Source organism: Citrobacter sp. R4 (assembly GCF_026719175.1).
GTDB lineage: Bacteria > Pseudomonadota > Gammaproteobacteria > Enterobacterales > Enterobacteriaceae > Citrobacter_A > Citrobacter_A sedlakii.
Genome location: NZ_JAPPSU010000015.1, coordinates 51,475 through 65,856, shown reverse-complemented (window position 1 = coordinate 65,856; position 14,382 = coordinate 51,475). Strand labels below are relative to the sequence as shown.

Genomic DNA, 14,382 nt, shown 5'->3' with positions numbered 1-14,382 from the left:
TGATGCCGATCACAATTATTTGTCAACCCTGCCTTCCATTGCACAAAAATTGAGCCAATTCAGGCAGTGTGCTTTAGTGAAGGCTGTCTATAGTTAACATTGCGCTATGTATTTTAAGGGTACGGAGAATACCATGACCTCAACACAACAAACGGGCTTTGCACCTGCGGCCACTCCCCTCGCCTCTACAACGGTTCACACTCCGGACGACGCCATTATTGCCGGATTTACCTCCATCCCTTCTCAGGGAGAAGATATGCCGGCTTATCAGGCGCGACCAAAACAGAACGATGCGCCCCTGCCAGTGGTCATTGTAGTGCAGGAAATTTTTGGCGTGCATGAACACATTCGCGATATTTGCCGCCGGCTGGCGCTGGAAGGGTATCTGGCTATTGCGCCAGAGCTCTATTTTCGCGAGGGCGATCCGAATGATTACAGCGACATCCCGACGCTGTTCAGCAATCTGGTCAGCAAAGTGCCGGATGCACAGGTGCTGGCCGATCTTGACCACGTCGCCAGTTGGGCGGCCCGCAACGGCGGCGATCCGCACCGTCTGATGGTGACCGGTTTTTGCTGGGGGGGACGCATTAGCTGGCTGTACGCCGCGCATAATCCACAGCTCAAAGCTGCCGTCGCCTGGTATGGGAAACTGATGGGTGAAAAGACCCTGAACTCACCGAAGCATCCGGTCGACATCGCCACGGATTTAAATGCGCCAGTGCTGGGGCTGTATGGTGGTCAGGATACGGGGATCCCGCTCGATACGGTTGAGACAATGCGCCAGGCGCTGCGGGCGGCAAACGCGAAAGCAGAGATTGTAGTTTATCCGGATGCCGGACACGCATTTAATGCCGATTACCGTCCGAGTTATCATGCAGAATCCGCGAAAGATGGCTGGCAGAGAATGCTGGCGTGGTTCAGCCAGTACGGCGGGAAGAGAGCGTAATGATTAAAAGCCCGGTGGCGGCTACGCCTTGCCGGGCCTTTGTCACAGGGTTGGCAAAGATATTAACCCTGACGCAAATTCTGCGCTGCCTTCACCATGTTCGCCAGCGCCGCACGCGTTTCCGGCCAGCCGCGAGTTTTCAGGCCGCAGTCCGGGTTGACCCACAAACGTTCCGCCGGGATGCGCTGGGCCGCTTTTTGCAGCAGGGCTTCAATCCACTCCACGCCTGGCACGTTCGGGGAGTGAATGTCATACACGCCCGGCCCAATTTCGTTCGGGTAGTCGAACTCTTCAAATGACTCCAGTAGCTCCATGTCTGAACGCGATGTCTCAATGGTGATCACATCCGCATCCAGCGCGGCAATCGAGTCCATGATGTCGTTAAACTCGCAGTAGCACATGTGGGTGTGGATCTGCGTGTCGTCCTTAGCGACGGCGGCGCTGATGCGGAACGCTTCCACGCCCCACTGTAAATAGGCATCCCAGTCGCTGCGACGCAGCGGCAGACCTTCACGTAGCGCCGGTTCGTCAATCTGGATAATACCAATGCCCGCCGCCTCCAGATCCGCCACTTCATCCCGCAGCGCCAGCGCGATCTGTTTGGCGATGGTTTCGCGGGTTACGTCTTCGCGCGGGAAGGACCAGCAGAGAATGGTCACCGGACCGGTTAACATGCCTTTTACCGGCTTGTCGGTCAGCGACTGAGCGTACTTCGCCCAGTCGACGGTAATCGGCGCAGGACGGCTGACATCACCAATTACCACTGGCGGCTTCACGCAGCGCGAGCCGTAACTCTGCACCCAGCCGTTCTGGGTAAAAACAAAGCCGTCAAGATGCTCACCAAAGTACTCCACCATGTCGTTACGCTCAGCTTCGCCATGGACCAGCACGTCCAGCCCTAATCGCTCCTGTTCAACAATCGCCTGCTTAATGTGTTCGGCAATACCGGTGCGGTAGTGATTCGCATCCAGATTACCTTTTTTGAAGTCCAGTCGCAGGCCGCGGATTTCCGTGGTTTGCGGGAAGGAACCGATGGTGGTCGTCGGCCAGGCGGGTAATTTGAAACGCGCACGCTGGGCTTCGGCGCGTACTTCATACGGATTCTGACGTTGACTGTCCTGCGCGGAGATCGCCGCCAGACGTTTTTCTACCGCCGCATTATGTACGCGTGTTGACTGCCGACGCGCCTGAATTGGTACGCTCCACTCGCGAATTGCCGTCGTGTCGCCGCTGTTCAGCGCATCGCGCAGCAGGGCCAGCTCTTCACATTTTTGCAGAGCAAAGGCAAACCAGCTTTTCACCTCCGCATCCAGACGGGTCTCTACGCTCAGATCGATCGGGCTGTGCAGCAGGGAGCAGGAAGAAGCGATCCACAGCTCACGTTTGTCCACGATGTCCTTAATTTGTGCGTATTTTTCCGTTAGATCGGCGCGCCAGACGTTACGACCGTTTACCAGACCTGCAGACAGTAGCCAGTCAGCGGGCAGACGCGTATGCAGTTCCGCCACATCGTCTTTACCGTGTACCAGGTCAACGTGCAGACCCTGTACCGGCAGCGCAGTAATAGTGTCGAGATTCGGCGTCACGCCCTCGAAATAGGTAGTGAGCAGCAGCTTCACCTGTCCGGTGAGCGCGTCATACGCCGGTTTAAAGGCATCGAGCCAAACCTGGGGCAGCTCCAGCACCAGCGCAGGCTCATCGATTTGTACCCACTGAATGCCGCGTTTGCCCAGTTCAATCAGCACCTGTTTATAGACCGGCAGAATATCGTTCAGCAGGCTGAGACGGTCAAATTGCTCGCCTTTCACTTTACCCAGCCACAGGTACGTTATCGGCCCCAGCAGGACCGGTTTCACCTGGTGGCCCAGCGCCAGCGCTTCGTCTACTTCGTCCAGAAGCTGGGTCCAGGTCAGTTTGAACTGCTGACCTTTTACGAATTCCGGCACCATGTAGTGATAGTTAGTGTTAAACCATTTGGTCATTTCTGCCGCCGCAGCCGGTTCACCGGTCGGCGCGCGACCGCGGCCAATGCGGAACAGGGTATCGATATCAACAGAGCCGTCTTTATTCTGATGACGCGCCGGTACGTTGCCAAGCAGCAGGCTGGTGGTCAGCACATGGTCGTACCAGGCGAAATCGCCAACCGGCAGCAGGTCAATACCGGCCTGTTTTTGTTGATCCCAGTGGCGCGCGCGCAATTCACGCCCTACCGCCAGCAGCTCTTCACGGGACGCGTTGCCCGCCCAGTAGCTTTCTTGCGCTTTTTTCAGCTCGCGACGCAGGCCGACGCGAGGAAAACCGAGGGTGTGATTAATAATTGTCATTTTTATAACCTCATAATGTGTAATCCGAAGGATTTCGGATTTAGGGAAGGCGGCAAACTTGCTCATCCCCAGCAGCTTACTGAAGTAAGTGACTGGGGTGAGGAAGTGCAGCCAACGCACCATAAATTCGAAAGACGCAGGATTTAGACGTCCAGATGTTTACACATCTATATTTGGCGGTTACTGTATATTCCTCAAGCGCAATTTGCTCATGCCGAAGTGAAGGACTTTCATGATCGAGATTAAACACCTGAAAACGCTCCAGGCGCTGCGGAATACCGGGTCGCTCGCCGCCGCCGCCGCGACGCTGCATCAGACCCAATCCGCCTTGTCTCACCAGTTCAGCGATCTGGAACAGCGCCTTGGCTTTCGGCTGTTTATCCGTAAAAGCCAGCCGCTGCGCTTTACGCCGCAGGGTGAGATATTGTTACAGCTCGCCAACCAGGTATTGCCGCAGATTAGCCGCGCGCTTCAGGCCTGTAATGAACCGCAGCAAACACGCTTGCGCATCGCGATTGAGTGCCACAGCTGTATTCAGTGGCTGACCCCGGCGCTGGAGCAGTTCCGCGCGAAGTGGCCGCAGGTAGAGATGGATTTTAAATCCGGGGTGACGTTTGATCCGCAGCCAGCGTTGCAACAGGACGAACTGGATCTGGTACTGACCTCCGACATTCTGCCGCGCAGCGGGCTGCACTATTCCCCAATGTTTGATTTCGAAGTGCGGCTGGTACTGGCGCCCGATCACCCGCTGGCCAGTCAAATCCAGATCTCACCGGAAGATTTAGCCAGTGAAACGTTGCTGATCTATCCGGTACAGCGCAGCAGACTGGACGTCTGGCGACATTTTCTGCAGCCCGCAGGCATCAGCCCGGCGCTGAAAAGCGTTGATAACACGCTATTGTTGATTCAGATGGTAGCGGCAAGAATGGGCATCGCCGCCCTGCCGCACTGGGTGGTGGAGAGTTTTGAGCGCCAGGGTCTGGTGGTCACCAAAACTCTGGGCGATGGGCTCTGGAGCCGCCTTTACGCCGCCGTGCGCGACGGCGAACAACGCCAGCCGGTGACCGATGCGTTTATTCGCTCGGCGCGCAGTCATGCCTGCGATCACCTGCCGTTTGTGCGGAGCGCGGAGCGACCCACTTTCGATGCACCCACAGAGAAGCCAGTATCACAACCGCGCCTGTGATAAAGCTCGGCCAGTGAGGCTGTTGATGCCAGATCGCCAGATTAACCAGCAGCCCGGCAGGCACATGCATGTTATTCATAATGCCTAACGTGCCGGCATCCACCTGCGTCGCCCCCACGTTCCACATGAAATAGCCGATACCTGACGCCGCCACGCCGAGGAAGACCAGAATGCCCCACTGCAGCGTCGTTTCTGGCATCTTCTGCGCATTGCCAAGCAAAGACCACGCCGCCACCGCCACCAGAAACGCGCCGACGTAGAACCAGGCGAACGCGTTGTACTGCGCCATAGGGCGGGTTTCCATTAGACGCTTGTAGCCCACCATGCCGATGGCAAAGCTGATATTGGAAAGCTGCACCAGCAGAAGGCCGGTCCAGAAGTGATCGGTGACCTGATCATAACGGATAATACCCGCGCCGATCACCGCCAGCAGGGCGCTAAACGCATATCCCCAGCGCAGGCGGCGTTTGCTCATCACGTCATAAATCAGCGTGATATAAAGCGGCGTCAGCACGGTAAACAACAACAGTTCCGACACGGTCAAATACAGATAGGCGTGGAAACTCAACATATACATTATGCCGAGCTGCATTGCGCCCACCAGCATATACAGCCCGACAGTTTTCAGGCTGTGGCCGCGCGTGCGCAGAAACGGTAAAAAGACCAACGCCGCCAGGCCAACCCGCACCAGCACGGCGAAATAGCTGTCGACGTGTCCGGCAAGGTATTCGCCGAACAGGCTAAAAGAAAACGCCCACAGGATGGTGGTAATGATGAGTAACGCCACAATGGAACTCTCCGCTTTCAAGGAGTATCCATTGTAGCGAAGAGTTAGGTTGACAACTGACTAACTAACGAACAATCACCTTAACGCAAAAACAGATTGCGCAGATAATGCGGCACCGCATCATCGGCATTAATCCCAATCACTTCCAGCTCTGCATGTAAATCTTTCAGACGCTGGTGGGCGTTGCCCATGATGCAGCCCTTGCCAGCCATCGACAGCATTTCCGCGTCGTTCATGCCATCACCAAAGGCGATGCAGTCGTTCAGGCTGTAGCCCATCGCCTTCGCCACGGCTTCCAGCGCGTGGCCTTTCGATACGCCGCCTGCCATCACCTCCAGACAGGTGAGCGTGGAAAAACTGACGTTCACGCGGTCGCCCCAGCGCGCGTTGATCGCCTGTTCCAGTGGCAGCAGCACCTCATGGCTGTCGCTGGTGAAGAATACCTTGCTGATGCCTTCCGGCTCCAGCAGCGCAGGCTCAAACAGGGAGTAGTTAAAGACTGCCTCTTTGAAAAAACGCATTTCATCCGGGCGGTGACGGTTCATAAACCATTCATCGTCACGATAGACATTCGTGATGATATCCGGGCTTGCGTTCACCACACCAAACAGATCGCTGGCGATATCGCGATCCAGATTATGGGTAAACACCAGATTGCCGTCCATATCATGCACCCGCGCACCGTTAGAGGTGATCATGTAGGACTTAATTTCCAGATTATCACGGATTTGTCCCACGTCGACGTGGTGGCGACCGGTGGCAAAAACAAAGTTAACGCCACGCGCGGTCAGCAGTTTCAGTGTCTCTTTAGCGTAAGGAGATAGGGTATGGTCGGGCGAGAGCAGCGTGCCATCTAAATCAGACGCAACAACCTGATACATATAGAAATTCAACCTCTAAGCAAAGCGGTTTCCGCTGGTGAGTTATGCTTGTTGAAAAAATCAACAATAGCGTGAAGCGCGACTGAGCGCATGGCGTCCTTTTCAAAAAGGATCTCATGGTACGCGCCTTTGATGACAAGCGGTTGACCCCCTTCGACCGGGTGTCCCGCCGCGGCGCGGATTTCACAAAAACGGTAATGCATGTGGTTATCCACCACACGCTCTTCTTCGGCCTGGATCAGCAACGTTGGCGTGGCGTCGTCGCCCGCCCCGGCCAGCACATGCTCTGCCGCCAGGATGCCTTCACGTACCCAATGGTAGGTCGGGCCGCCCACGCGCAATTGTGGCTCATCGGCGTAAAACCGCAGGTTACGCCGATAACGCTGCCGACTGTGCGTTAACAAATTCATGCCAAACGGCAACGCCCGCCAGCGCCCGGTGCCAATCGCATAACCTTCACGGATGCGGGGATGCCCCTCGGCCCAGTCGAGAATATGGCGAACCATCCAGTCGGGCAGGCGCATCACAATACCAAACATCGGCGCGCACAGCGCGATCGCGTCGCACTGGTTTGGATGACGTTGCAGAAACAAAGTCGCAATCGCGCCGCCCATCGAGTGCGCCAGAATGTAGCGCTTCCGCCACGGTCCCGGCTGCACTTCCTGTTCCCAGAACGCCGTTAAATCATCAACATAATCGTTGAAGTTATCGACATGACCACGGTGCGGATCCGATAACATGCGCCCGGAACGGCCCTGCCCCCGGTGATCAATGATCAGGACATCAAAGCCAAGATGAAACAGGTCATAGGCCAGTTCGGCATATTTAACGTAGCTTTCAATACGCCCCGGACAAACCACGATCACCCGATCGTTTTGCTCCGCGCGAAAACGGACGAAACGTACCGGCACGCTGTCTACGCCCGTAAATTCCGCTTCCTCCCGCTGGCGCCAGAAATCGGTCAGCGGTTCCATTGAGAACGCCGCGAACGCATTTTCTCTCGTTTCCCAGTCTTTTTGCTGCTGAAACATCAGGTATCCAGCCTCGTTTACCAGGTAAAATCGTTTTTTTGTCGTTGCCTGACACAACCGCACAACAGTAGCGTATTGTGGCATAAAAATAGACAATCAGGGAGTTTCCGATGACTTTCGAATGGTGGTTCGCCTACCTTTTGACGTCCATAATTTTGAGCCTTTCACCGGGCTCCGGCGCCATCAATACCATGACCACCTCCATTAACCATGGCTATCGTGGCGCAATAGCTTCTATCGCCGGGTTACAGGCGGGCCTGGCTATCCATATCGTGCTGGTCGGCGTCGGACTGGGAACGCTGTTCTCTCGGTCGGTACTCGCATTTGAGATACTGAAATGGGCGGGCGCGGCCTATCTGATCTGGTTGGGCATCCAGCAGTGGCGTGCAGCGGGGGCCATTGATTTGACCACCATGGCGAATACCCAATCCCGCGGGCGTCTGTTTCAGCGCGCCGTCTTCGTCAACCTGACCAACCCGAAAAGCATCGTTTTTCTCGCCGCGCTGTTTCCACAGTTCGTCATGCCGAAGGAGCCGCAACTGATGCAGTACATCATTCTCGGTGTGACGACGATTGTCGTTGATATTGTGGTGATGATTGGTTACGCGACGCTGGCGCAGCGAATTGCGCTCTGGATCAAAGGACCGAAGCAGATGAAGGCGCTGAATAAAGTGTTCGGTTCGCTGTTTATGCTGGTCGGCGCGCTACTGGCTTCGGCAAGGCATGCGTGACAAACGGAGTCGCGCTCGCAATACCTTGTTGACGATCAGAACGGTGGAATATTGACCGTCGAACCAGACAGCAAAGAAAGAAACAGGGTTCATTCTTTGCTGTTGAACGCAGTGTTGCTGGATAGACTGACTCAGCGGTTTATGCTGGAGCAGATGAGCGGACAACAAATTACCGTGCTGGTAAGGCGGGAAATAAATCAGCGCGAAATGATCAAATGGATGCCAAAACCCGCAAACAGCGCGCCGGCAAAGCCGTCGATCCATTTCGCCAGCCGCTGATAGCCGCGACGCATCTGTGGCAGCGCAAACAGACTCGCCACCACCGTAAACCACGCGAATGTTTCCACGATAATCAGCACAAAGATACCCCAGCGCGCGGCGGTACCCACGTTATCGCCAACAAACAGGGAAAACACCGAACCGAAATAGATTATCGCTTTTGGGTTCGCCAGATTGGTCAGCAATCCCTTCAGAAAACTGCGTCCGCTCTGCGCCAGTTCAACCTGCGGCGCGGGCGCGGCAGTATCCTGCTTTTTCAGCGCGCCGCGTAGCATCTGGTAGCCCATCCAGCACAGATACAGACCGCCGCCGACCATAATAATAGTATGCAGCCAGGCCATTTTTTCAATAATCAGATGCAGGCCAAGCAGCGCGATACCCGCCCAGACCATAACGCCACAGGTAATCCCCAGCACGCCCATCATCGCTTCTTTACGCGAGCGGCTGACGGCAGTCTGCGAGACGAAAAAGAAATCCGGACCCGGACTCATGAGCGCTACAATGTGCACCATCGCCACGGTGAGAAATAACATTAGCATGATCGAAATACTCGCGGGGGAAACAGTTCAGTGAGTCACCATCCTGGCACTTTTTTGCCTGGCTGACTACTCCTCGTCGTCACCGTCTACGTGAGCGCGAATCAGCGCCATAAATTCTTTACCGAAGCGTTCGAGTTTACGCATCCCGACACCGTTGACGCTGAGCATTTCGCTGGCGGAAACCGGCATCTGTTCGGCCATCTCAATCAGGGTGGCATCGTTAAACACCACGTACGGCGGGATATTTTCTTCGTCGGCGATCGCTTTACGCAATTTGCGCAGTTTTGCGAACAACTTGCGATCGTAATTGCCGCCGAAGGATTTCTGCATAACCCGCGGCTTAAGGGCAACGATACGCGGTACAGCAAGCTGAAGCGGCACTTCGCCGCGCAGCACCGGACGCGCCGCGTCGGTCATTTGTAACGCGGAATGCTGGGCGATATTTTGCGTCACCAGTCCCAGGTGGATCAGTTGACGGATCACGCTGACCCAGTGCTCATGGCTTTTCTCGCGTCCCATACCGTAGACTTTGAGCTTGTCATGTCCCAGTTCACGGATGCGCTGGTTGTTGGCGCCGCGGATCACCTCAACAACATACCCCATGCCAAAACGCTGGTTCACCCGGCCTATCGTCGAGAGGGCAATTTGCGCGTCCTGCAGGCCATCGTACTGTTTAGGCGGATCAAGGCAGATATCACAGTTACCGCACGGCTCCTGCCGCCCTTCACCAAAGTAGTTGAGCAGTACCAGACGACGACAGGTCTGCGCCTCGGCAAACGCGCCCATCGCATTCAGCTTATGTCGCTCGATATCCTGCAGTTGCCCCTGCGGTTTTTCTTCCAGGCAGCGGCGCAACCACGCCATATCCGCCGGATCGTAAAACAGCATGGCTTCCGCAGGCAGGCCGTCACGACCCGCGCGTCCCGTCTCCTGGTAATAGGATTCAATGTTGCGCGGAATATCAAAATGCACCACAAAACGCACGTTGGGTTTGTTGATGCCCATGCCGAACGCCACGGTCGCCACCACGATTTGCAGGTCGTCGCGCTGGAATTTCTCCTGCACGTCCGCACGCACGTCATTTTCCAGCCCCGCATGGTACGCCGCAGCGCTAAGCCCACGGCTTTGCAGGCGTGCGGCGGTATCTTCTACTTTCGCCCGGCTGTTGCAGTAAATGATGCCGGACTTGCCGCGCTGCTCCTGCACGTAGCGCATCAGTTGATCGAGCGGCTTAAATTTCTCCATCAACATGTAGCGAATGTTGGGCCGGTCAAAACTGCTGATCTGAATTAAGGGGTCGTTGAGGCCTAATAAACGGACGATATCCAGCCGGGTGGTTTCATCCGCCGTGGCGGTCAGCGCCATAAACGGCAGCGCGGGGAAGCGCTGGCGAAGCTGGCCTAACGCCGCGTATTCCGGGCGAAAGTCGTGGCCCCACTGCGAAATACAGTGCGCTTCATCAACGGCCAGTAAGACGGGATTCCAGTGGGCAAGATGCTCGAGGAAGTTATCCAGCATCAGACGTTCAGGTGCGATATAGAGCAAACGAATCTTCCCGGTACGGCATCCTGCCATCACCTCATGTTGCTGTTCACGCGTCTGGGTCGAGTTCAGGCAGGCCGCCGCCACGCCGTTCGCCAGCAGCTGATCGACCTGGTCTTTCATCAGGGAAATCAGCGGCGAGACCACCACCGTTAACCCATCAAGGAGCAAAGCAGGGATTTGATAGCACAGGGATTTCCCGCCGCCGGTCGGCATAACCACCAGGCAGTCGCGTCCGGACATCGCAGTGTCGATGATCGCTTCCTGGCCCGGGCGAAACTGTTGGTAGCCAAAGGTCTCCTGCAAAACCTGTTTAGCTCCGGACTCCAGATTCAACACTTCCGCCTGCGCCACATTCACCCCGTTCGCCATCAAATAAAACAGGCGCTATTTTCAGCGCCTGAGAGAGAAACTGCAATGTTTAATCGATCAGAAGATATCGTTAAGCATCACGCCGACACCCACTCGCGTCTGGTTGAAGTTGTAATCGATAAGCGACTCGCCATAGCCGCTGTATACCTGGGTGTAAAGCCGAACGTGCTTCGTCAGCGGATAGCTCAGACCCAGTTCAGCGCCGCCGTAGCCGGTGTTCCAGTTATACTGTCCTTTCGCGCTCAGCACCGCATCGCCGAGGTGATACCCGATTTTCAACTGGTAATAGCCCATATATTTGGTGATATCGGGGTTATCGTCGGTGCTGCCGATGACATACCACGGTTTCACCTCCACCAGCCAGTTGCCGTTTTCCGCCATCAGGCGCGTGTAAAGACGGTTCCAGCTACGTGAGGTTGGGTCCGAACGCCCGTTGGAATCATGGTTGTACCCCATTTCCACGTCGCGCAGCGTCCAGCCCGCAAAGCGATAATCGGTTGCAAAGCCGAGAAAAAGTTGTGGCTCGTAGTTGGTTTCACGAAACGGCGAGGACTCTTCGCTGTTGGAAAGCTGCCACCAGGATTTCTGAGTATACGACGCCCCCAGGACTGAATGGGGTCCCAGGATCCCTCGCCACAGCGGGAATGCCAGGCTCAACTGGAATTTCACTTCGTCTTTGCGGGCGTTTTCAGACCAGTTATAAGTGCTGATCGCTTCTTTATTTAAGTCGCTGGTACTGGTGTAGATCAGGTAGTTGTTGTCGTAAGGGTAAAGCGTGAACGGATTGTCATGCTCCACCAGCATATTGGCGATGATACTGCCCTGTACCGACGGCGTGTCATGCACCTCTTTTACCGTCGCTTCTTGCGCAAAAGCGACCACTGGCAGCATAGCTGCCGTCCATAAACCACCCAGAATCGCCCGCATTCTTGTTGTTCTCCTGAACGAAATAGTTAAGTTTTGAATAAAAATTGTTTCCGCCATTCTACATATTTACTGGTGTTGCGGTTAGTTATCCCGTCTTAAAGTAGAAATCAACAAACAAGAAGCATAACATCAACATTTCATTAACCAATGGAGTGACGGAATCGTATGTCTGCTGTACTCACCGCGGAGCAAGCCCTGAAGCTTGTGGGCGAAATGTTTGTCTACCACATGCCGTTTAACCGGGCGCTGGGGCTGGAACTCGAACGCTACGAAAAAGAATTTGCCCAACTGGCGTTTAATAATCAACCGATGATGGTCGGTAACTGGGCGCAAAGTATTTTGCATGGCGGGGTGATCGCCTCAGCGCTGGATGTTGCCGCCGGACTGGTTTGCGTAGGGAGCACGCTGACCCGCCATGAAACCATCAGCGAAGACGAGCTACGTCAACGGCTGTCGCGAATGGGGACCATCGATTTACGCGTCGATTACCTGCGTCCGGGCAGGGGTAACCGTTTCACCGCTACCAGCAGCTTGCTGCGCGCCGGGAATAAAGTCGCCGTGGCGCGGGTGGAATTACACAATGAAGAGCAGTTATACATTGCCAGCGCCACCGCCACTTATATGGTAGGGTAAAACACGATAAACTGTTGTTACATTTCAGACACGAGTTTTCCCGATGGATGCAAAGCAAACGCGGCAGGGCGTGTTACTCGCTCTTGCCGCTTATTTTATTTGGGGCATCGCCCCTGCGTACTTCAAACTGATTCATTACGTCCCTGCGGATGAAATCCTGACGCACCGGGTGATCTGGTCATTCTTTTTTATGGTGGCGCTGATGAGCGTCAGCCGTCAGTGGTCCGGCGTCAAAACGCTGCTGCAGACACCGAAAAAGGTGTTCCTGCTGGCGTTGTCTGCCGTGCTGATTGGCGGTAACTGGCTGTTGTTTATCTGGGCGGTGAACAATCACCACATGCTGGAAGCCAGCCTCGGTTACTTCATTAATCCGCTGGTCAATATCCTGCTGGGAATGATTTTCCTCGGCGAACGCTTTCGCCGGATGCAGTGGGTGGCCGTAATTCTGGCGGTGTGCGGCGTGTTGGTGCAGTTATGGACCTTTGGGTCGCTGCCAGTCATCGCGCTGGGGCTGGCGTTTAGCTTTGCCTTTTACGGTCTGGTCCGTAAAAAGATTGCCGTGGAAGCACAAACCGGCATGCTGTTTGAAACGCTGTGGCTGTTGCCAGTAGCGGCGATTTACCTGTTTGGTATTGCGGACAGCACAACCAGCCACATGGGGCAAAACCCGCTGTCACTTAATCTATTGCTGATCGCCGCAGGCGTCGTGACTACCGTCCCGCTGCTGTGCTTTACCGGCGCCGCAACCCGTTTGCGCCTCTCAACGCTGGGCTTCTTCCAGTACATTGGCCCGACGCTGATGTTCCTGCTGGCAGTCATGTTTTACGGCGAAGTGCCGGGGGCAGATAAGATGGTGACGTTCGCGTTTATCTGGTTGGCGCTGGCGATTTTTGTCGCCGATGCGATTTATACCCAGCGCAGGACGCGTAAAAGCGTGTGATTTACCCGTCCCCCTGACCCTCTCCTGTCTGGAGAGGGAACCCGCCAGGTTTTACAGCCAGTTCTTACGTTTAAAGTACAGATACGGCGCCAGCCCCGCGAGGATCATGAAGATAATCGCGCCAGGGTAGCCAAAGCTCCATTTTAGCTCCGGCATAAACTCAAAGTTCATCCCGTAACTGGATGCCACCAGCGTCGGCGGCAGGAACACCACGGAGACCACCGAGAAGATCTTGATGATGCGGTTCTGCTCGATGTTGATAAAGCCCATCGCCGCCTGCATCAGGAAGTTCACCTTCTGGAACAGAGATTCGTTGTGCGGCAGCAGGGATTCGATATCGCGTAAGATCTCGCGCGCCTGCTCCAGTTGACCACCCGGCAGACGCGCTTTGCGTACCAGGAAGTTCAGCGCGCGCTGGGTATCCATCAGACACAAACGCACCTTCCAGCCGATATCCTCCAGCTCCGCCAGCGTCGAAAGCGCTTCATCATATTCATCGCCCTGATGCCCTTCCATGATCACACGGCTAAGCTGTTCCAGGTCGCTGTAGATGTTTTCAATTTCATCCGCCAGCTGTTCGATTTTGGTTTCGAACAGATCGAGCAGCAGTTCATAGGCGTTACCGTCGACCATCGCCTGGCTACGGGCGCGCATGCGGTATAAACGAAACGCGGGCAGTTCGCGCTCACGCAGGGTAAACAGACGGCCATCGCGAATGGTAAACGCCACGGTGGAGTTACCGGCGTGATCTTCCGCGTCTTCAAAGAAGAAGAAGGAGTGGATGTGCAGGCCGTCTTCGTCTTCAAAAAAACGCGCGGATGCTTCGATGTCTTCCAGTTCGGGGCGGGTTGCCAGGCTCTGCCCCAGCTCGGATTGTACGCGCAAACGCTCGTCATCGTCCGGTTCGACCAGGTCGACCCACACGGCATTAATCAGGGTTTGTGATTCTTCGACTTCCAGCCGGCTCAGTCGATTGTTTTCCAGTTGAAATGCGCTCAGCATGACCGGGACTCCCAATGCGTAAAAATATCGGACAGTTCGGTGGGCACACAGAAACAAGTTGGGTTTCAGACCATAAAAGCCTGACTCAGCGCGACGGGAAAAAATGCAGGTCGCTGACAACCGCTAAGGCCATCAGCAAAAAGGGATAGCCTTAGGAGTTGATCCTGGATGACAGGATAATGAGCCAGTATCTACTGGGTGTGTCCAAGGCGAATGTCCTCTTAGCGTAATCGTGCGCGCATGTTACGCCAGCAAAAATTTG

The 14,382-nt window shown here is 55.3% G+C and carries 14 protein-coding genes and 1 pseudogene; 6 read left to right on the top strand and 9 right to left on the bottom strand.

Translation table 11 applies throughout. The features are described 5' to 3' along the window. Positions 1–133 precede the first annotated feature (133 nt). A complete protein-coding gene (locus OOJ60_RS21740; RefSeq protein WP_205613176.1) occupies positions 134–946 on the top strand; it encodes a dienelactone hydrolase family protein in 813 nt (270 codons plus the stop codon). A gap of 62 nt (positions 947–1,008) precedes the next feature. On the opposite strand, the gene metE is transcribed toward OOJ60_RS21740, so the two are convergent. Then, the gene (gene metE / locus OOJ60_RS21735; protein ID WP_199957926.1) at positions 1,009–3,270 is read right to left on the bottom strand and encodes a 5-methyltetrahydropteroyltriglutamate--homocysteine S-methyltransferase; all 2,262 of its coding nucleotides are present in this window, start codon (positions 3,268–3,270) and stop codon (positions 1,009–1,011) included. A gap of 232 nt (positions 3,271–3,502) precedes the next feature. Here metE and metR point away from each other — a divergent pair, with 232 nt between their 5' ends. Continuing rightward, positions 3,503–4,456 (top strand): HTH-type transcriptional regulator MetR, encoded by a 954-nt coding sequence (gene metR / locus OOJ60_RS21730; protein WP_042292748.1) that lies wholly within the window; start codon positions 3,503–3,505, stop codon positions 4,454–4,456. Here the strand turns inward: metR and OOJ60_RS21725 are convergent. From OOJ60_RS21725 to pldB, 3 genes are all read right to left on the bottom strand, one after another. Then, complete coding sequence (locus OOJ60_RS21725; protein WP_205613183.1) at positions 4,344–5,243, bottom strand: carboxylate/amino acid/amine transporter; 900 nt, start codon at positions 5,241–5,243, stop codon at positions 4,344–4,346. The genes metR and OOJ60_RS21725 overlap by 113 nt on opposite strands. An 80-nt stretch (positions 5,244–5,323) precedes the next feature. Beyond that, complete coding sequence (gene yigL, locus OOJ60_RS21720) at positions 5,324–6,124, bottom strand: sugar/pyridoxal phosphate phosphatase YigL (RefSeq protein WP_205613175.1); 801 nt, start codon at positions 6,122–6,124, stop codon at positions 5,324–5,326. Positions 6,125–6,132: 8 nt separating this feature from the next. After that, on the bottom strand, positions 6,133–7,155 hold the full coding sequence (pldB, locus tag OOJ60_RS21715; RefSeq protein WP_205613174.1) for a lysophospholipase L2: 1,023 nt from the start codon (positions 7,153–7,155) through the stop codon (positions 6,133–6,135). Between the two features lie 110 nt (positions 7,156–7,265). Between pldB and rhtB the strand changes: the two genes are divergently transcribed. Both rhtB and OOJ60_RS21705 read left to right on the top strand, forming a co-directional pair. Continuing rightward, entirely contained in the window at positions 7,266–7,886 is a 621-nt protein-coding gene (gene rhtB / locus OOJ60_RS21710; RefSeq protein WP_205613173.1) for a homoserine/homoserine lactone efflux protein, read from the top strand. Between the two features lie 108 nt (positions 7,887–7,994). Continuing rightward, positions 7,995–8,069, top strand: a pseudogene (locus OOJ60_RS21705) (hypothetical protein); the annotation flags it as partial. 14 nt (positions 8,070–8,083) lie between these two features. Here OOJ60_RS21705 and rhtC read toward each other — a convergent pair. The 3 genes from rhtC to pldA form a co-directional block, all read right to left on the bottom strand. Then, positions 8,084–8,704 (bottom strand): threonine export protein RhtC, encoded by a 621-nt coding sequence (gene rhtC, locus OOJ60_RS21700; RefSeq protein ID WP_042292762.1) that lies wholly within the window; start codon positions 8,702–8,704, stop codon positions 8,084–8,086. 66 nt (positions 8,705–8,770) lie between these two features. After that, positions 8,771–10,600: an ATP-dependent DNA helicase RecQ gene (gene recQ, locus OOJ60_RS21695; protein ID WP_042292863.1), complete on the bottom strand. Its 1,830-nt coding sequence runs from the start codon at positions 10,598–10,600 to the stop codon at positions 8,771–8,773. 75 nt (positions 10,601–10,675) lie between these two features. After that, positions 10,676–11,545 (bottom strand): phospholipase A, encoded by an 870-nt coding sequence (gene pldA / locus OOJ60_RS21690; protein ID WP_205613172.1) that lies wholly within the window; start codon positions 11,543–11,545, stop codon positions 10,676–10,678. 165 nt (positions 11,546–11,710) lie between these two features. Between pldA and yigI the strand changes: the two genes are divergently transcribed. Beyond that, complete coding sequence (gene yigI / locus OOJ60_RS21685; RefSeq protein WP_042292767.1) at positions 11,711–12,178, top strand: acyl-CoA thioesterase YigI; 468 nt, start codon at positions 11,711–11,713, stop codon at positions 12,176–12,178. A gap of 43 nt (positions 12,179–12,221) precedes the next feature. Continuing rightward, the gene (gene rarD / locus OOJ60_RS21680) at positions 12,222–13,118 is read left to right on the top strand and encodes an EamA family transporter RarD (protein WP_205613171.1); all 897 of its coding nucleotides are present in this window, start codon (positions 12,222–12,224) and stop codon (positions 13,116–13,118) included. A gap of 51 nt (positions 13,119–13,169) precedes the next feature. On the opposite strand, the gene corA is transcribed toward rarD, so the two are convergent. Both corA and ysgD read right to left on the bottom strand, forming a co-directional pair. After that, complete coding sequence (gene corA / locus OOJ60_RS21675) at positions 13,170–14,120, bottom strand: magnesium/cobalt transporter CorA (RefSeq protein ID WP_205613170.1); 951 nt, start codon at positions 14,118–14,120, stop codon at positions 13,170–13,172. A gap of 151 nt (positions 14,121–14,271) precedes the next feature. Next, positions 14,272–14,328: a YsgD/CorL family protein gene (ysgD, locus tag OOJ60_RS21670; RefSeq protein ID WP_212723238.1), complete on the bottom strand. Its 57-nt coding sequence runs from the start codon at positions 14,326–14,328 to the stop codon at positions 14,272–14,274. Between the last annotated feature and the right edge of the window lie 54 nt (positions 14,329–14,382).